Consider the following 18,152-nt stretch of genomic DNA (forward strand, 5'->3'; position numbering starts at 1 on the left):
TACACCCACGAAACAGGAGGACGCGTGACCGCGACAAATAACGAAGTATCGGTGCCGCCGGCATCAGCCCGCACCGAGGGTGCGGCGGTACTCGTACTTGAAGATGGCGCTCGTTTCGAGGGGCGCGCATACGGCGCGACCGGCCAGGCAATCGGCGCAATGGCATACACCTCGGCAATCGTCGGCTACCAGGAGGTCCTGACCGACTCGGCTAACGCTGGCAAGATCGTGCTCTTCGCAGCACCCCACGCAGGCATCACCGGCGCGAACTCGGAAGATGCTCAGGCAGAGTCAGTTCTCGCCTCAGGCCTCATCGTTCGTGACCCCTCGCGCCGCGCTTCGAACTACCGCGCAACCCGCACCCTCGACGAGGAGCTCGTGAACAACGGCACCGTCGGCATCGCTGGCGTTGACACCCGCGCACTCAGCCGCCTGGTTCAGGGCGGCAAAGAGATTCGATGCGGCATCTTCTCGGGCGCATCGCTCGAACTTTCGAATGACGAACAGCTGGCACTCGTGACCGGCGCAACCACTGGAGAGGCGAACTAATGCCCAAGCGCCAAGACATTAACTCAGTTCTCGTCATCGGCTCTGGCCCGATCGTTATCGGCCAGGCGTGCGAGTTTGATTACTCGGGCACCCAGGCCTGCCGCGTGCTTCGTGAAGAGGGCGTTCGCGTTATCCTCGTGAACTCGAACCCCGCGACGATCATGACCGACCCTGACTTCGCTGACGCGACCTACGTTGAGCCGATCACCTCCGAGGTCATCGAGTCGATCATTATCAAGGAAAAGCCTGACGCAATCCTCGCGACGCTCGGTGGCCAGACTGCACTGAACGCTGCGATGGAGCTCGACGCAAAGGGCATTCTGACGAAGCACAACGTTGAGCTCATCGGCGTGAATATTGACGCGATCGAGCGTGGTGAGGATCGTCAGATCTTCAAGGAGCTCGTGCTCGAGTGTGGTGCTGACGTTGCTCGTTCGCACATCGCGCACACCCTTGAAGAGGCGAAGGAATTCGCGAAGGATCTCGGCTACCCGCTCGTCGTTCGCCCCTCGTTCACCATGGGTGGCCTTGGCTCTGGCTTCGCGTACAACGAAGCAGACCTCGTCCGAATTGCTGGCGACGGTCTGCATTACAGCCCGACCAATGAGGTGCTCCTTGAAGAGTCGATCCTCGGCTGGAAGGAATTCGAGTTCGAGCTCGTTCGTGACCCCAGCGACAACATCGTTGTCGTCTGCTCGATCGAGAACTTCGATCCGGTTGGTGTGCACACTGGCGACGCGATCACGCTTGCTCCCGCTCTCACTCTGACCGCGCCTGAGTACGCGAAGATGGTTGACATCTCGAAGCAGATCATCCGCAAGGTTGGCGTCGAGACCGGTGGCTGCAACATTCAGCTTGCGCAGGACCCGAAGACGGGCCGCATCATCGTGATCGAGATGAACCCCCGCGTCTCGCGTTCGTCGGCACTCGCATCGAAGGCAACCGGTTACCCGATTGCAAAGATCACCGCGAAGCTCGCACTCGGCTACCACCTGCCCGAGATCGACAACGACATCACCGGCGTCACCAACGCAAACGTTGACCCCGCCGTTGACTACGTCGTCGTCAAGGTTCCCCGCTTCGCGTTCGAGAAGTTCCCTGCTGCTGATGACACCCTTACCACGACCATGAAGTCGGTCGGCGAGGCCATGGCGATCGGTCGTAACTTCTCGACTGCACTGCAGAAGGCGCTCCGTTCGCTTGAGAAGCGCGGCACCTCGTTCCACTGGGGCGAAGACACCCGTTCGCTCGAGTCGCTCCTCGAGGGCATGGCTCGTCCGACCGACGGTCGTATCGTCGATATCCAGCAGGCGCTCCGTAAGGGTGCAACGATCGAGCAGATCAACGCTGCGACCGACATCGACCCCTGGTTCGTTGACCAGATTGTCCTCATCAACGAGGTTGCTGACCGCGTCGCAGCCGCGTCGCAGCTCTCCGCTGACGTGCTCAGCGAGGCAAAGGATCACGGCTTCTCTGACGTGCAGATCGCTCAGCTGCGTGGCTCGAGCGAGTCTGAGGTTCGCGGCCTTCGCCACGGCCTTGGCTTGCGCCCCGTGTACAAGGCAGTCGACACCTGCTCAGCTGAGTACTCGACCACGGTGCCCTACCTCTACTCGTCGTATGACTTCGAGAATGAGGCTCAGCCCTCGGACCGTCAGAAGGTCATCATCCTCGGCTCTGGCCCGAACCGAATTGGTCAGGGCGTCGAGTTTGATTACTCGTGTGTGCACGCATCGTTCGCGCTGGCTGAGGCTGGCTACGAGACCGTCATGATCAACTGCAACCCTGAGACTGTTTCGACGGACTATGACACCTCTGACCGTCTGTACTTCGAGCCGCTGACGCTTGAGGACGTGCTCGAGGTCATCCACGCTGAGCAGGCTTCTGGCGAGCTCGTTGGCGTTGTCGTCCAGCTCGGCGGCCAGACCGCGCTCGGTCTCGCGCAGCCCCTGAAGGATGCTGGCATCCCGATCCTCGGTACCACCCCTGAGGCGATCGACCTCGCTGAAGAGCGTGGCGCATTCTCGAACATCCTCGACAAGGCAGGCCTGCTCGCACCGCGCAACGGCACTGCTATTGACAAGGAAGGCGCGATCCGCGTCGCAGAAGAGATCGGTTACCCGGTTCTCGTGCGTCCGTCGTTCGTGCTTGGTGGTCGTGGCATGGAGATCGTGTACGACACTGAGTCGCTGCACGGCTACTTCGAGCGTATTGAAGGCCACGCGCTGGTCGGCCCCGGCCACCCGCTCCTCGTCGACCGTTTCCTTGACGACGCAATTGAGATCGACGTTGACGCGATCTTCGATGGCGAGCAGCTCTACGTTGGCGGCATTATGGAGCACATCGAGGAAGCCGGAGTTCACTCGGGCGACTCGAGCTGCACCCTGCCCCCCATTACGCTCGGTCACGACCAGATCGCTCGCGTCCGTGAGGCAACTCGTGGCATCGCAGAGGGTATCGGCGTTCGTGGTCTGCTGAACGTGCAGTTCGCAATCGGCCAGGGCGTGCTCTACGTGCTCGAGGCAAACCCTCGCGCATCGCGCACGGTTCCCTTCGTGTCAAAGGCACTCGGTATTTCGCTCGCAAAGGCGGCTTCGCGCGTCATGGCTGGCGAATCGATCCAGTCGCTCATCGACTCGGGACTGCTGCCCGAGCGTGATGGCTCGCGCACCCCGATCGATGCGCCGATCGCCGTGAAGGAAGCCGTGCTTCCCTTCAAACGCTTCCGTACCAACGAGGGCCTGGTCGTTGACTCGCTCCTCGGCCCGGAGATGCGTTCGACCGGTGAGGTCATGGGTATGGACCGTGACTTCCCGACCGCGTTCGCAAAGAGCCAGTCGGCCGCGGGCAGCGAGCTCGCTACCTCGGGAACCGTCTTCCTTTCGGTGGCGGATCGCGACAAGCGCTCCATCGTCCTCCCCGCACTACGTCTGCAGGAGCTCGGCTACCGAATCCTCGCAACCCAGGGCACCTCGGTGGTCCTCGCGCGTAACGGCATCACCTCGGAGGTCGTACGGAAGAACTCGGCTTCGGCTGAGGGTGAGACCATTGTCGACCTCATCAACAACAACGCGGTCGACATGATCATCAACACGCCTTCGGGCAGCTCGGCGCGTGCAGACGGCTACGAGATTCGTGCGGCTGCTGTCGCTGCGGGCAAGCCCATCTTCACGACCGTGTCGGAGCTTTCGGCAGCGGTTGGTGCGATCTCGGCTCAGAAGACCGGCTTCGATGTGAAGTCGCTGCAGGAGTACGAACTCGATCGTGTTGCTGCACGCGAGGCATCGGCTTGAGCCAGGTGACCTTTGGTGATCGGCTCGCTGCGGAGTTCGCAGCGGGCCGTCACCTGTGCGCCGGCATTGATCCCCACGCGGGTCTGCTCGCAGACTGGGGTCTTGCCAATGACGCAGCGGGCGCTGAGCGGATGGGCCGCGACGTAGTCGCGGCCGCCGCTGGCGTTGCCGCATGCGTCAAGCCGCAGATCGCGTTCTTTGAACGCTTCGGATCAGCTGGCTTTGTCGCTCTTGAACGCGTGTACGCTGACGCTCGTGAGGCTGGCGTGCTCATCGTTACCGACGCGAAGCGTGGCGACATCGGATCGACGTTCGCGGCGTATGCCGATACGTGGCTCGCTGAGGGTTCACCTCTCGAGTCCGACGCGTTGACGGTGAGCCCGTACCTCGGGTTTGGGGCACTGTCTGGTGCGTTTGACTACGTCAACTCACACGGCAAGGGCCTGTTTGTGCTCGCAGCGACTTCGAACCCCGAGGCTCGGGAGTTGCAAACCGCGAAGCAGGCTGACGGTCGCACCCTTGCCAACGTCATGATCGATGAAGCGATTGCGCATGGTGCGCCCGCAGACACCGCCGTGAATTCGGTCGGTGTCGTCCTAGGAGCAACGCTCACGCTTGCCGACTTCGGGATCGACGTGCAGGCTGAACGTGGCGGCGCTGCACTTCCGGTGCTCGCACCTGGCTTCGGTCACCAAGGTGGTCGCATCGAAGATGCCGGTGAGATCTTCGGCAATCTCGGGAAGGCGCTCCTCGCAAACGAATCACGCAGTATCCTCGTAGGAGGAAGCGCCACACTCGCGACGCGTGTGCGGGATCGAGCGGATGCCATCGCGCATGCCCTCGCCTAAGACAAATAGCTGATTCAAGGAGATAAATGAACAGCAATGCCCAGCCCGCAGCGGGAGAAATGCCGGCGGTTGACCGTCGTGCGGCGACCGAAGCGGCAGTAGCAGCACGGCGTGCCCGTGCAGCCCTCAAGCAGCGACTTCGGAGCGGCGAGCTTTCGCCACTGAAGGCACTTGAGTTTGCTCGCGTGCCTGGGCACGCCGCATCCACTCTTCGTATTACGGACTACCTGCTCTCATTCCCGGGAATTGGTGCTGTGAAAGCAGAGCGGATCCGCGATGATCTGAAAATCTCCGAGCGGAAGCGTCTTGGTGGTCTTGGTGATCTGCAGCGTGCGCGCCTCGAGTCGTTCGTTCGCGAGCGCTCGGGCGCGCTCCCGACAGGGGAGAAACCTCCACTGACCGTGCTCGCTGGCCCGACCGCAGTTGGCAAGGGAACCGTCGTGCAGCATCTGCGCGAGCACTACCCGAACATCAAGTTGTCGGTGTCTGCGACGACTCGTGATCCGCGCCCCGGTGAGGTCGATGGCGAGCACTATTTCTTCGTCGATCAGGAAGGCTTCGACCGCATGCTTGCGGGCGATGAACTACTTGAATGGGCCATGGTGCACAACAAGCATCGGTATGGCACCCCCCGCGGCCCGATCGCTGAGGCGAGCGATCGCGGCGATCTCGTGCTCCTAGAGATTGATCTCCAGGGCGCACGCCAGGTGCGTAAGTCGATGCCCGATGCCAAGCTCGTGTTCCTGGCTCCGCCGAGCTGGGACGAACTCGTCAATCGCTTGGTTGGTCGTGGCACCGAAGACGAGGAAGAACGCGCGCGTCGTCTCGAGACAGCAAAGACTGAGCTCGCTGCGGCTGACGAGTTTGACGAGATCATTGTGAACGATGAAGTGCCCAAGGCTGCTGCTCGGCTCTACGAGCTGATGCGTGGCGAGGAATACACCGCATGATGCTTGCGGCAGGGGAGACTGTATCGCCACTACTCGGCGCGGTTTTCTCCGCTGCCGAACTCGCTGGTCACGATGGCGCATCAAAATTCCTGGGCATCCCGCTGGCGCTCGTTGGAGCAGTGCTCTTGGCCTTTGGGGCGCAGTACCAGTCGCGTGGCGTCACGAAGATTGAGAATACGCTCGGTAAGAGTGCTGGAGGCCTGTCCTTTAAGCACCTCGTGAGCATGCTTCGCCGCCCGTCATGGGTGGTAGGCACGCTGCTTCTCGGCCTGGCAGTTGTCTTTCAAATTGGGTCACTTTCGCTCTCACCAATCACCATCGTGCAACCGATCGGCGTGGTTGGCCTGGTAGTGACTTCCGTGTTGAATTCGCGGATCGCGAAAGTGCGCCTGGGTAAGCGCGTACGTGCGTCCATCGCATTGGCGGTCGTGGGGATTACTGCCTTTGTTACCATCGCGTCATTCACGACCTTTGATCGGGTAGTGACTGACAAGATGCTCGTTGTTATTCTCATCACCTTCGGTGTCATCTTGGTGGCGTCACTTGTAATGTATGCCGTGACACGGCACAGTGCGATTGCGCTGCTGCACATCGTGAGCGCAGGTATCCTTTACGGCTTCGTTGCTACGTTCGCCAAGGTGCTTATTAGTCGTTTCCAGCAGGAACAATTCGAGGCGTTGACCTGGATCTGCGTGGCGGCACTCGCCATCGGTGGTCTCGCAGGCATGCTGTTCGTACAGAACGCGTATTCATCAGGACCACCTGATTTGGTCGTTGCCGGACTCACCGTCATTGACCCGATGGTGGCTGTCATGATCGGTATCGTCATTTTGCATGAGGCTGCCGGAGCGTCCATTTGGGCTTACGTCGGTTTTGCCGTGACTGGCTTAGTCAGCATGCTGGGTGTGCTCGGGCTCGCGAAATACCATCCCCAGGCGAGTAGCCAATCGGCGTAGCTCACCGCTGTGAGCACGGGCCCATCGATTGTGCACGTGCTGTGTAACGTTTGGCTTGTCTACATGACAATAATGCCCCTTGGGTACTCGGTTTCAGTGCCGAGTACCCAAGGGGCATTATTCGTCAGTGCTAGTCCTCTGTTGACTGCGTTTTTTCTTGCGCATTCTTACGCTTGCGAAGGCCAGCGAATGCTAATCCACCGCCAACGAGTACGAGTGCACCAATGCCAATCCAGACGCCAACCGGAACACCTGCACCGCCGGTGTGCGTGAGTCCACCAGGTGTTGTGGGATGGGTGCCAGTCGTACCTCCGGTTGCTCCGGCATTGCCACCGTTCACGTCAACAGAAGGTTCGTTCGCTTTCCACCCTGCGTACAAAGTAAACGCTTGGGTTACGGACGAGGTGAAGTCATACTTCGTGCTTGCCTTCTCATCAGTGAACCAGCCCACGAATGAGTAACCATTGCGATGCGGCAGCATGGGAATGGGGAGACGGCCACCGTAGTCCACCGAAGCCGGCTCAACTGAAGAGCCTTCCCCTGTGTTAAAGGTGATCGTGAATGCGTCGATTTTCCACCCTGCGTAGAGGTGTATCGGCCCGGTAACAGGCTGGTCAAAGTCATAGAGAGCTGTAGCGTCCGAATCAGTGTGCCAACCTGTAAAGCTGTAGTGTTCGCGGATCGGTGGCTCTGGCGCCGGAATCAATTCTCCGTAAGTAACCGTCATCGGAGGCAGCGCTGAGCCGCCGTCAGTGGAGAAGGTCACCTCGTACGTTTCTGCCGTCCATCCGGCGTAGAGCGTGAGCGCGCTGGTGACTGGGGTGTCGAACTTGTACTTCGTTTTGGTGTCTTTGTCGGTGTACCAGCCGGTGAAGGTGTGGCCTTCGAGGGTCGGGGCAGCGGGTTCGGTGACGGGCTTGCCGTGGTCGATGGTTGCTGCTGCGACGGCTGATCCGCCTTGGCTGTCAAAGGTGACGGCGTACGCGTTCAGTGACCATCCGGCGTAGAGCGTGAGCGCGCTGGTGACTGGGGTGTCGAACTTGTACTTTGTCTTGGTGTCTTTGTCGGTGTACCAGCCGGTGAAGGTGTGGCCTTCGAGGGTTGGGGCAGCGGGTTCGGTGACGGGCTTGCCGTGGTCGATGGTTGCTGCTGCGACGGCTGATCCGCCTTGGCTGTCAAAGGTGACGGCGTACGCGTTCAGTGACCATCCGGCGTAGAGCGTGAGCGCGCTGGTGACTGGGGTGTCGAACTTGTACTTTGTCTTGGTGTCTTTGTCGGTGTACCAGCCGGTGAAGGTGTGGCCTTCGAGGGTTGGGGCAGCGGGTTCGGTGACGGGCTTGCCGTGGTCGATGGTTGCTGCTGCGACGGCTGATCCGCCTTGGCTGTCAAAGGTGACGGCGTACGCGTTCAGTGACCATCCGGCGTAGAGCGTGAGCGCGCTGGTGACTGGGGTGTCGAACTTGTACTTTGTCTTGGTGTCTTTGTCGGTGTACCAGCCGGTGAAGGTGTGGCCTTCGAGGGTTGGGGCAGCGGGTTCGGTGACGGGTTTGCCGTGGTCGATGGTTGCTGCTGCGACGGCTGATCCGCCTTGACTGTCAAAAGTGACGTTGTAGGTGTCGACCTTCCAACCTGCGTAGAGCGTGAGCGCGCTGGTGACGGGGGTGTCGAACTTGTACTTCGTTTTGGTGTCTGTGTCGGTGTACCAGCCGGTGAAGGTGTGGTTCGCACGCGTGGGCTGCGTCGGCTCCGAGGCTGTTTTGCCAAACTCGACGGATTGAGAAGTTACCGCCGAACCACCCTGGCTGTCGAAGTCAACGGCGTACTCCGCAATTTTCCAACCCGCGTACAACGTGAGGTTATCGACCACCGGTGTGCTGAAGACGTACGTTGTCTTCGCGTCTGCATCGGTGTACCAACCCGTAAATGAGTAGTGGTCTCGCGAAGGGTTGGGCGGAGCACTTGCCTGGGCGCCGTAATTTACAGTCTGCCGATCAACGCTACTGCCACCCTGGGAACTGAAACTCACGTAGTTCTCGAGGTATCGGGTGGTATATCCGTTCCACAGGGCGGGAGACTCAGGGTAGCCTCGCTCGCGATGAATATTTACAAGGACGCTCGCTGGTGGCCCGAACGTGGTGTTGGTGACGGCCGCAGGGGGAGCGCCCTCTAGCTGCACACGGGTGAGATATCGGTTGTCGTCAAAGGCACCAGCTTCGACCCGCTTGACGTTCTGAGGGAGGTCAACGCTGGCAATCCAGTTGCTGCCGAAGGCGCTTCGCTCAATGGTGTCGATGTTGTCTGGAAACTCCACTCCCTGCAAAGCATTTTTCTCGAAGGCCGAGACGCCAATGTTCCTGAGTGGCGCTGGAAGCTTGAGCGTTCCGGTCAGGTCATTGAAGTAAAAAGCGTTTCTTTCGATGGCCTTCAGACGAGAGAACTCTCCAAAATCAATCGACTTGATGGTGTTTTGGGCAAAGGCATATTCGGGAATCGTCTCGATCGACCTCGGTATTTCAACCGTTGTGATGGAGTTGTTTTCGAACGCGCGACTACCAAGAGATTGCAGACCCGACGGTAAGGTCAGGGCTGTGAGCCCACGACCTGAGCACGCAGAAGGGGCGATTGAGCGAATCGCATATACATTGCTGTCTGGGGTTTGAAAACCATAGGCGAAATGTAGTTCAGTACTCGGCATCTCGTTTCGAGGAAGACAGGACTTTACAACCGCACCTGCCGCAACATTGGTGGGGTCAACCTGATAGATGACGCCATCTATCGTGTGTTCTTCTACCGCAGCGTGTGCAGCGGGTGCCGTAAATTGGAGAGCCGTGAATGTGACAAGAATTGTCAGGCAGAATGCTAGTACGAGTCGGGCAGACGGCAGCGCACGTGTGTGTGTCTGACTGTCATGCTGGTGGTGGAACATATAACTCGTTGCTTCCTTCGCTAGCTGATGTTCGATCCCGCTTCACACAGAAGTGACCATTTATAGGCTATCCACAAATCGCGAAAGGCGCTGAGATTCCCAGGGAACAGAGATTAAAATCCTAAGTTGCGAAGTGCTTGAACCCGAAATTAATTACGCCAAATTTGCTCACGAAGACGTCAGTTCTCGTCAGGCATGAAATGCTGGAGGACACTGCGGTGGTGAGATCACCGATGTGTTCGGTACTGCGGTAGGGTAGACAGGTCACTTGGGGCTGTAGCTCAGTCGGTTAGAGCACACGACTCATAATCGTTCGGTCGCGGGTTCAAGCCCCGCCAGCCCTACAGATCAGTGAAACATGTCAGCGCCACTCGTGAAATGTACGAGTGGCGCTGACATGTTTCTGGCGTCTCTCGACGTGTGCTCGCTATGGTTTCCATTGCGCTGTACGAACTCGTAAGCGGGCAAACGAAGGAGGGGCTCGCACCATAATGGTGCGAGCCCCTCCTTCGTGCGCTGTCGTGAGACTAAGCGTCGTACGAGCGGATCGCGACAACGGCATTATGGCCACCGAAGCCGAACGAGTTCGAGATCGCGAGCTGGGGACCTTCGCCAAGGGCGACGGGCTCAGCTGAGATCGAGAGCGGGATCTCGGGATCCTGCTCGGTGACGTTGATCGTCGGGGGAGCGACGCGGTTCTGCACGGCGAGCACCGTGAACATCGCCTCAAGTGCGCCGGTGCCACCGAGGAGGTGGCCGGTTGCTGACTTGGTGGCCGAGACTGGGATTTCGTCGGTGCGATCACCAAACACTACGCGGAGTGCGTTGTACTCTGCGCCGTCGCCAGTCGGGGTCGATGTTGCGTGGGCGTTGACGTGGGTGACGTCTTCGGGCTTCGCGCCAGCAGCTTCGAGCGCGAGGTACACCGCACGACTCGCACCCTGGCCCTCGGGCTCGGGAGCGGTGATGTGGTACGAATCGCTTGTGACGCCGCCACCGGCGATCTCAGCGTAGATCTTTGCGCCACGAGCGAGTGCGCGCTCTTCGGTCTCGAGGACGAGCGCCGCAGCGCCTTCGCCCATGACAAAGCCGTCGCGGTCGGTCGAGTAAGGGCGCGACGCTGTTGCTGGATCGTCGTTGCGACGCGAAAGTGCCTGCATCGAAGCGAACGACGCGATGGTGATGGGGTGAATCGCTGCTTCGGATCCGCCAGCAATCACAACGTCCGCAAGGCCGGCCTGCAGGTGCTCGTACGCGTTAACGAGCGACTCGGTGCTCGATGCGCACGCCGATGCAACGGTGCGAGCGTACGCACGTGCGTTCAGGTGCATCGAAACAGCCGCTGCGGGCGCGTTCGGCATGAGCATGGGGACCGAGAGCGGCATGACGCGGCGCGGACCCTTTTCGCGGAGGGTGTCCCACGCGTTGAGCAGCGACCACACGCCACCAATGCCGGTTGCCCAATCAACGCCGAGACGATCGGGGTCGGTGCCTTCGAGGTTCGCGTCAGCAAACGCCTCAAGCGCCGCAACGAGCGCGAACTGGCTCGAAGGATCCAGGCGCTTAGCTACCGGACGGTCAAGTACCTCAGTGGGTTCGACCGCAGCCTGACCAGCAAACGTGACGGGGAGCTCATACTTCTCGACCCAGTCATGCTCGAGGGTACGTACTCCGGACTTGCCGGCGAGGAGTGCTTCCCAGCTTTCGCTGGCGGTGCCGCCGATGGGTGAGGAGGCGCCGATACCTGTGACGACGATCTTCTTGCTCATGTTGCGTGCTCCGCTACTCGTGAAGGGATGAATCGGGCGTGCGCCCGGAAGTCTAAATCGGTGTCGATCCGTGCGGAAAATGGCGCGGATCGACACCGGTGGGTCCGAAGACCGTGAGCCTTACGACTCGAAGGGGAAGACGATTACGCCTGTGCCTTCTCGATGAAGGTGACAGCGTCGCCGACGAGCTTGAGGTTCTTGACTTCCTCGTCAGGGATCTTGACGTCGAACTTCTCTTCTGCGTTGACGACAATGGTCATCATCGAGATCGAGTCGATGTCGAGGTCGTCGGTGAACGACTTGTCGAGTGCAACAACGTCAGCGGCGATGCCGGTCTCGTCGTTGATGAGCTCTGCGAGGCCTGCGAGGATCTCTTCGTTGCTGTAAGCCATGGGTTTCTCCTTGGTAATGGTGGGAATGAAAAAAGAAAGGGTAAGCCTTCACAGTCGCAGTTGGCTTGCGCCATGCGACCAATCGATCTTACGGCAGCTCGACGACCTGCGCACCAAACACGAGGCCAGCGCCGAAACCGATCTGCAGCGCAAGTCCGCCAGAAAGCTCTGGATGCTCCTCGAGGAGGGCGTGCATTGCAAGCGGAATCGATGCCGCAGAGGTGTTGCCCTGGGTCTCAATATCACGCGCGATGACGACGCTTTCTGGCAGCTTCAGCTGCTTCGCGAACTCATCGATGATGCGCATGTTCGCCTGATGAGGGATAAATGCTGCGAGCTCTTCGGGGGCAATGCCCGACTCTTCGAGCGTGCGACGCGCAACCTTTGCCATTTCCCAAACTGCCCAGCGGAAGACCGTCTGGCCGTCCTGGCGCAGCGTGGGCCATGCGAGTTCACCGGCTGCTTCGCGGTATTCGTTGAAGGTATTGGTGACGCGAATCGTCTCCCACTTCGAACCGTCTGAACCCCACACGGTGGGGCCGATGCCGGCGTGATCGCTCGGGCCGATGATGACGGCGCCCGCACCGTCGCCAAGCAGGAACGAGATCGAACGATCGGTCGGATCGATCATGTCGCTCATCTTTTCAGCGCCGATCACGAGTACGTTCTTGCATGCGCCCGAGCGAACGAGCGAGTCCGCCTGGCCGACACCGTAGACGTAGCCTGCGCACGCTGCCGAGATGTCGAATGCCGCTGCGGGGGTGAGGCCGAGGCGGTGTGCCGCAAGGGATGCCATCGAGGGAGTCACCGCAACGTTTGAGATGGTCGAGATGATGACGCCGTCGATGTCGGCGCGATCGAGACCTGAACGCTGGATTGCTTCTTCGCCAGCTGCCACTGCCATGTCGACCGCGAGTAGCTCTGCACTCGCGCGCTTGCGCGTCACGATGCCGGTACGCTGGCGGATCCACTCATCCGAAGAATCAATGGGGCCAACGATGTCGTCGTTCGGTACCACGAGGTCACCGCGTGATGCGCCAACCGCGAGAATCCGGGTGTGCGCTGGGCCTGTGGGCTGTACGAGAGGAGACATCGAAATCCTTCGGTCTATGGAATGTGTGGAGAGTTACGCCGCGGCGATGAGCTCGAGAGCTGCATCGAGGTCGGCGGGCGACTTAACTGCCACCGTCGGAATGCCCTTGAGGCCGCGCTTGGCGATGCCAGTAAGTGCTCCTGCGGGTGCAAGTTCAATAAGACCAGTAATACCGGACTCCGTAAACCCGTTCATGCATGCGTCCCAGCGAACTGGCTGCGCAATCTGGGAAACGAGCGAATCGAGATACGCGGATCCGCTCGTGACGATTCTGCCATCAGCGTTCGTCCAGAGGGGGCGGATCGGGTCAGCGGCCGAAACATCTGCGGTCTCTGCAGCGAGTGCGGGGATTGCGCTCTCCATGTAGGAAGTGTGGAACGCGCCGGCCACCTGCAGCGGAATCACTCGAGCGCCGCGGGGCGCATTCTCAACGAGCTTCGCGATGTTCTCCACCGCGCCAGCCGCTACAACCTGGCCGCCACCGTTTCGGTTCGCAGGGGTCAGACCTGCCGCAGAAATTGCGTCGAGCACAGTCTCCTCAACGCCGCCAACGACTGCCGCCATACCGGTCTCCACCGCAGCTGCAGCCGCTGCCATTGCGCGGCCTCGCACGCCGACCAGGCGCAGCGCGTCGGTGGGATCCAGAACGCCGGCAACTACTGCGGCTGCAAACTCGCCGACCGAGTGTCCTGCGACGCCGACCTTTGCGAGATCTGCCCGTTCCGAAAGTGCATTCCACGCGAGAACCGAAGCGCCGACGATGAGCGGCTGCGCGATGTTCGTATCGCGAATCGTGTCAGCGTCACTCGTGGTTCCGTGCGCAATGAGGTCAATCTTGGCTGCGTCTCCAGCAGCCTGCATGAACTCGCGAGCGCCTGGCAGTTCGAGCCATTCGTTCAGGAATCCGGGAGTCTGTGAGCCCTGTCCGGGGCAAGCGATAACAATCACGTGAATAAGTTTCTCAAATCAGCATGCGAACAGCCGCATGTATTCCATCACAGTTTAACGAAATGCTTGTAGGTATTCGCTAAACGCGCGCAGAAGTTTTCCTTTGGCCCTGGTTTGCAATGGAGCCAGCAATGAGTGCCGATTGTAGAATCAGTGCTTCACGGGCGCCAGTGGCGTTCCATCCGATGACCTCAGAAACCTTCTTCAGGCGGTAGCGTACGGTGTTCGGGTGCACGAACAGTTCACGCGCGGTCGCCTCGAGTGAGCGTCCATTGTCGAGATAACACCAGAGCGTCTCGAGGAGTTCGCCGGAGTGGTTCATGAGCGGATCGTAGATCTGCTCGATGAGTGTGCGCCGGGCGAGCCCATCTCCAGCGAGCGCGCGCTCCGGAAGGAGGTCGTCTGCAAGGACCGGGCGCGGTGCGTGACGCCAGGAACGAGCGACCGCAACGCCAGCGAGCGCAGCACGAGCGCTGCGTGATGCCTCGACCAGCGTATCCACAGAGGGGCCGAGCACAAGTGGGCCAGCACCGAAGCCTGCGCTGAGGAGCGTTGCGAGCTCCAGGAAAGGAATCGGTTCGAACGGTGTTGCATTGTCGAGCCGCGGGGCCGTGATGCGACCGATCACCAGCACGAGACGGTTTCCCTGGAGGCCGATGAGTACGTCGGCCCCGTGGTGTCGGGCAATGCGACGGAACTGGTCGATGTCGTAGTTATGATCCGCACTACCGACCAAAACCGCAGCCTCGCCGTCACCATGCCAACCGAGAGCAGCAATGCGGCTCGGCAACTCATCGTCAGACTCGCCCGTCAAGATTGAATCAACGACGAGCGCCTCAAGACGGGCGTCCCAGAGGCCACGAACCTCGGCTGCGCGTGCGTACACGTCGGCTGCCGCGAACGCGACATCGCGCGAGTAGTGCAGTACGGCTTCGCGCAGCTGCTCGCTGCGGGGTGCGACGCGCTCTTCAACGACGCCGACGACGACTCGAATGAGCTGCAGTGTTTCCTGCAGGCTGATCGAGCGGAGGAGCTCCCGCGGGGCCGCGCCGAATACATCGGACGCGACCCACGGGGTTGAGGATGGATCCTCGTACCACTGAATAAAGGAACTAATGCCGGTCTGGGCGACCAAGCCCACGGACGATCGGCGGCTCGGAGGCATGCCTCCGTACCAGGGGAGTGTTTCTTCAAGACGGGCGATGGTTTGCGTTGCAAGCTCGCCCGCTATGGTCCGTAGCCAGGAGAGTTCCTGGTCCTTGGTTCCTGTCATCAGTTACTCCTCGCTCTAGGCGTCTCCGCCCGCGCCGCCGGTGGTACCAGCGTTCACGTCGTCGAGCTTGTACTTGGCTGCTGCCTGTGCGGGAATGCTTGCGTCGATCTTGCCCTGCGCGGCGAGGCGCTGAAGCACCTTCACAACGATCGACTCACGGTCGATGTGGAAGAAGCGTCGAGCTGCTGCGCGGGTGTCCGAGAAGCCGAAGCCATCTGCGCCGAGCACCGAGTAATCGGCGGGGACGTAGGGGCGGATCTGCTCGGGGACCTGCGTTGACCAGTCGCTGACTGCAACGACGGGGCCGTTCGCGCCAGCAAGGCGCTCCGAGACGTACGACTGCTTGGGAGCTGCCGAGAGGTTCTCGAAGTTGTGCTTCTCTGCCGCTGCGCCGTCACGCTGAAGCTCGCCCCAGCTCGTGACGCTCCACACGTCTGCCGCAACGTTCCAGTCCCGGGCGAGGAGCTGCTGCGCCTCAATTGCCCATGGAACAGCAACACCCGATGCGAGGATCTGTGCGCCAAGTTCGCCAGCGGTAGCGGGTGCCACACGGTGCATGCCGCGGATGATGCCGTCAACGTCGACATCTGCGGGCTCTGCGGGATGAATGATCGGCTCGTTGTACACGGTGATGTAGTACATGACGTTGGGATCTTCGTGCTCGCCACCGTACATACGCTCGATGCCCGCGCGCATAATGTGACCGATCTCGTAACCGTATGCCGGGTCGTACGAGAGTACGGCCGGGTTGGTTGCAGCGAGGAGCAGCGAGTGACCGTCAGCGTGCTGCAGACCTTCACCGGTCAGCGTGGTGCGGCCGGCTGTCGCGCCAATCATGAAGCCACGGGTCATCTGGTCGCCTGCGGCCCAGATTGCATCACCGGTGCGCTGGAAGCCGAACATCGAGTAGAAGATGTAAATCGGGATCAGTGGCTCGCCGTGCGTCGAGTACGAGGTGCCGACGGCGGTCATTGCTGCCGCTGCGCCTGCCTCATTGATACCAACGTGCAGGAGGACGCCCTGCGGGCTCTCCTTGTATGCAAGAAGCAGATCACGGTCGACCGAAACATAGTTCTGGCCGTGCGGGTTGTAGATCTTCTTCGTGGGGAAGTACGAGTCCATGCCGAACGTACGCGCCTCATCGGGGATGATCGGCACGAAACGATCGCCCATGCCCTTGTCGCGCATGAGATCTTTGAGCAGTCGCACGAAGATCATGGTCGTCGCAGCTTCCTGCGTGCCCGAACCCTTCTTCGCGATTGCGTAGGTTTTCTCTTCCGGCACAGCGAGGTCCACGTGCGTGGAGCGACGTTCGGGCAGGTAGCCGCCGAGGTCACGACGACGCTCGTGCATGTACTGAATCGTCTCGTTGTTCTCGCCCGGGTGGTAGTACGGGGGGAGAGCAGGGTTCTCTTCGAGCTGCGCATCCGTGATGGGAATGTGCATGGTGTCGCGGAAGAGCTTCAGGTCTTGCAGCGTCATCTTCTTCATCTGGTGCGTAGCGTTACGCCCCTCGAAGTGTGGACCGAGGCCGTAGCCCTTAATGGTCTTCGCGAGGATGACGGTCGGGCGACCCTTGTGCTCCATCGCTGCCTTGTATGCGGCGTATACCTTGCGGTAGTCGTGGCCGCCACGGCGGAGGCCCCAGATCTGGTCGTCCGAGTAGTCCTTGACGAGGTCGAGCGCGCGCTCGTCCTTGCCGAAGAAGTGGTTGCGCACGAACGCGCCGTTCTCGGCCTTATACGTCTGGTAGTCGCCATCAGGGGTGGTGTTCATGATGTTGAGCAGAGCGCCGCTCCCATCGCGCTGCAAGAGGTCATCCCACTCGCGTCCCCAGATCACCTTGATGACGTTCCAGCCGGCACCACGGAAGTAGCTCTCAAGCTCCTGGATGATCTTGCCATTGCCGCGGACCGGGCCGTCGAGGCGCTGCAGGTTGCAGTTGACCACGAAGGTGAGGTTGTCGAGGCCTTCGTTTGCTGCGACCTGCAGCTGACCGCGGCTTTCAACCTCGTCCATCTCACCGTCACCGAGAAATGCCCAGACGTGCTGGTCGGAGGTGTCCTTGATGCCGCGGTTAGTCAGGTACTTGTTGACCTGCGCCTGGTAGATCGCGTTGATCGGACCGAGTCCCATCGACACGGTCGGGAACTGCCAGAACTCGGGCGCGAGGCGCGGGTGCGGGTAGCTGGGAAGGCTTCCTGCGGAGTGCGACTTCTCCTGACGGAAGCCATCGAGCTGGTCTGCACTGAGACGACCCTCAAGGAACGCACGTGCGTACATGCCAGGCGATGCGTGGCCCTGCACGAAGATCTGATCGCCGCCGCCGGGGTGGTCCTGGCCGCGGAAGAAGTGGTTGAAGCCAACCTCGTAGAGCGACGCGGCTGAGCCATACGTCGAGATGTGGCCGCCGACACCAATGCCGGGGCGCTGAGCGCGGTGCACGGTCATGGCAGCGTTCCAGCGGATCCATGAACGGTACTGGCGTTCTACGTCGTGGTTGCCGGGGAACTCGGGTTCATCGGCGCTCGCGATCGTATTGACGTAGTCCGTGGTCGGAACCATCGGAACATTGAGGTGGAGCTGGCGTGAACGGTCAAGTAGATCGGTCATGATCTCTCGACCGCGGGCCGCGCCACGTTCCTTTACTACAGCGTCAAGTGAGTCTCGCCATTCAGCGGTCTCGGCCGGATCGACGTCGTCGTGATCCGGTGCGTACGGGTCTTGGGTGTTAACCGCCACAGGAAGCTCCAATACTTTCCATGGCACGCAAACTGGACGACAAGGGTGATCATCGATTTGCGTGCACAACCGAGTCGGCGGATTCGCCAACACCACCCCAGACTATCGGGTTTGTACGAGAAAACGGGCGATTGTGCGAGAATTCCTGTGGAAACTGAACAATCTGCGGTGCACGCATGGGGGTATTGGGTGAAAATCTAGTTCACATCCCGCGAATCCTGAGGCGATTCCCATTGACTGGGCGTTCAAGCGCTCGGATATTCGGTGCTGGGTAAATCGTAACACGGGGTTATAGGACAAAACGTGTGTAACGAATCCTGATCTAGCCGCATAAACACGCCCCTAAACAAGGACCGTCTTACCCCGGCACCATTAACCGTGCCGGAAATCAGTAACACCACCCATTGCGTGAT

General features: G+C 60.4%; 12 protein-coding genes and 1 tRNA gene. 6 read left to right on the forward strand and 7 right to left on the reverse strand.

What is annotated here, in order from left to right; all coding sequences use genetic code 11:
* Positions 1-24: 24 nt before the first annotated feature.
* Genes ICL81_RS10445 through ICL81_RS10465 form a run of 5 tightly spaced genes read left to right on the forward strand, consistent with a single transcriptional unit; the run spans position 25 to position 6,596 of the window.
* Positions 25-549, forward strand: coding sequence for a carbamoyl-phosphate synthase domain-containing protein (locus tag ICL81_RS10445; protein ID WP_188034816.1), 525 nt, complete (start codon positions 25-27; stop codon positions 547-549).
* On the forward strand, positions 549-3,842 hold the full coding sequence (gene carB, locus ICL81_RS10450; RefSeq protein ID WP_188034817.1) for a carbamoyl-phosphate synthase large subunit: 3,294 nt from the start codon (positions 549-551) through the stop codon (positions 3,840-3,842). The genes ICL81_RS10445 and carB overlap by 1 nt, the downstream gene beginning before the upstream one ends.
* Positions 3,839-4,690, forward strand: a complete 852-nt coding sequence (gene pyrF, locus ICL81_RS10455; RefSeq protein WP_188034818.1) for an orotidine-5'-phosphate decarboxylase — start codon at positions 3,839-3,841, stop codon at positions 4,688-4,690. The genes carB and pyrF overlap by 4 nt, the downstream gene beginning before the upstream one ends.
* Positions 4,691-4,716: 26 nt before the next feature.
* A complete protein-coding gene (gene gmk, locus ICL81_RS10460) occupies positions 4,717-5,640 on the forward strand; it encodes a guanylate kinase (protein WP_188034819.1) in 924 nt (307 codons plus the stop codon).
* The gene (locus ICL81_RS10465) at positions 5,637-6,596 is read left to right on the forward strand and encodes a multidrug DMT transporter permease (protein ID WP_251382086.1); all 960 of its coding nucleotides are present in this window, start codon (positions 5,637-5,639) and stop codon (positions 6,594-6,596) included. The genes gmk and ICL81_RS10465 overlap by 4 nt, the downstream gene beginning before the upstream one ends.
* A gap of 130 nt (positions 6,597-6,726) precedes the next feature.
* On the opposite strand, the gene ICL81_RS10470 is transcribed toward ICL81_RS10465, so the two are convergent.
* Positions 6,727-9,522: an InlB B-repeat-containing protein gene (locus ICL81_RS10470; RefSeq protein ID WP_188034820.1), complete on the reverse strand. Its 2,796-nt coding sequence runs from the start codon at positions 9,520-9,522 to the stop codon at positions 6,727-6,729.
* Positions 9,523-9,792: 270 nt separating this feature from the next.
* On the opposite strand from ICL81_RS10470, the gene ICL81_RS10475 reads away from it, so the two are divergent.
* Positions 9,793-9,866: transfer RNA gene (locus ICL81_RS10475), tRNA-Ile, on the forward strand.
* A gap of 183 nt (positions 9,867-10,049) precedes the next feature.
* Here ICL81_RS10475 and ICL81_RS10480 read toward each other — a convergent pair.
* The 6 genes from ICL81_RS10480 to aceE form a co-directional block, all read right to left on the reverse strand.
* Positions 10,050-11,291, reverse strand: coding sequence for a beta-ketoacyl synthase (locus tag ICL81_RS10480; protein ID WP_188034821.1), 1,242 nt, complete (start codon positions 11,289-11,291; stop codon positions 10,050-10,052).
* 143 nt (positions 11,292-11,434) lie between these two features.
* A complete protein-coding gene (locus ICL81_RS10485) occupies positions 11,435-11,683 on the reverse strand; it encodes an acyl carrier protein (RefSeq protein WP_188024316.1) in 249 nt (82 codons plus the stop codon).
* Between the two features lie 88 nt (positions 11,684-11,771).
* Complete coding sequence (locus ICL81_RS10490; protein ID WP_188034822.1) at positions 11,772-12,776, reverse strand: beta-ketoacyl-ACP synthase III; 1,005 nt, start codon at positions 12,774-12,776, stop codon at positions 11,772-11,774.
* Positions 12,777-12,809: 33 nt separating this feature from the next.
* Positions 12,810-13,724: an ACP S-malonyltransferase gene (locus tag ICL81_RS10495; RefSeq protein ID WP_188034823.1), complete on the reverse strand. Its 915-nt coding sequence runs from the start codon at positions 13,722-13,724 to the stop codon at positions 12,810-12,812.
* A 79-nt stretch (positions 13,725-13,803) separates the two neighbouring features.
* Positions 13,804-14,997, reverse strand: coding sequence for a CdaR family transcriptional regulator (locus ICL81_RS10500; RefSeq protein ID WP_188034824.1), 1,194 nt, complete (start codon positions 14,995-14,997; stop codon positions 13,804-13,806).
* Positions 14,998-15,012: 15 nt separating this feature from the next.
* A complete protein-coding gene (aceE, locus tag ICL81_RS10505; protein ID WP_188034825.1) occupies positions 15,013-17,739 on the reverse strand; it encodes a pyruvate dehydrogenase (acetyl-transferring), homodimeric type in 2,727 nt (908 codons plus the stop codon).
* Positions 17,740-18,152: the final 413 nt, after the last annotated feature.

The sequence above is a fragment of the Leucobacter sp. cx-328 genome (assembly GCF_014530035.1).
Lineage (GTDB): Bacteria > Actinomycetota > Actinomycetes > Actinomycetales > Microbacteriaceae > Leucobacter.

Excerpts from the sequence above, each read along its gene's own strand:
- carB (WP_188034817.1), top strand. The coding sequence starts at position 549 with ATGCCCAAGCGCCAAGACATTAACTCAGTTCTCGTCATCGGCTCTGGC.
- gmk (WP_188034819.1), top strand. The coding sequence starts at position 4,717 with ATGAACAGCAATGCCCAGCCCGCAGCGGGAGAAATGCCGGCGGTTGAC.
- ICL81_RS10465 (WP_251382086.1), top strand. The coding sequence starts at position 5,637 with ATGATGCTTGCGGCAGGGGAGACTGTATCGCCACTACTCGGCGCGGTT.
- ICL81_RS10470 (WP_188034820.1), bottom strand. The coding sequence starts at position 9,522 with ATGTTCCACCACCAGCATGACAGTCAGACACACACACGTGCGCTGCCG.
- ICL81_RS10480 (WP_188034821.1), bottom strand. The coding sequence starts at position 11,291 with ATGAGCAAGAAGATCGTCGTCACAGGTATCGGCGCCTCCTCACCCATC.
- ICL81_RS10485 (WP_188024316.1), bottom strand. The coding sequence starts at position 11,683 with ATGGCTTACAGCAACGAAGAGATCCTCGCAGGCCTCGCAGAGCTCATC.
- ICL81_RS10490 (WP_188034822.1), bottom strand. The coding sequence starts at position 12,776 with ATGTCTCCTCTCGTACAGCCCACAGGCCCAGCGCACACCCGGATTCTC.
- ICL81_RS10500 (WP_188034824.1), bottom strand. The coding sequence starts at position 14,997 with ATGACAGGAACCAAGGACCAGGAACTCTCCTGGCTACGGACCATAGCG.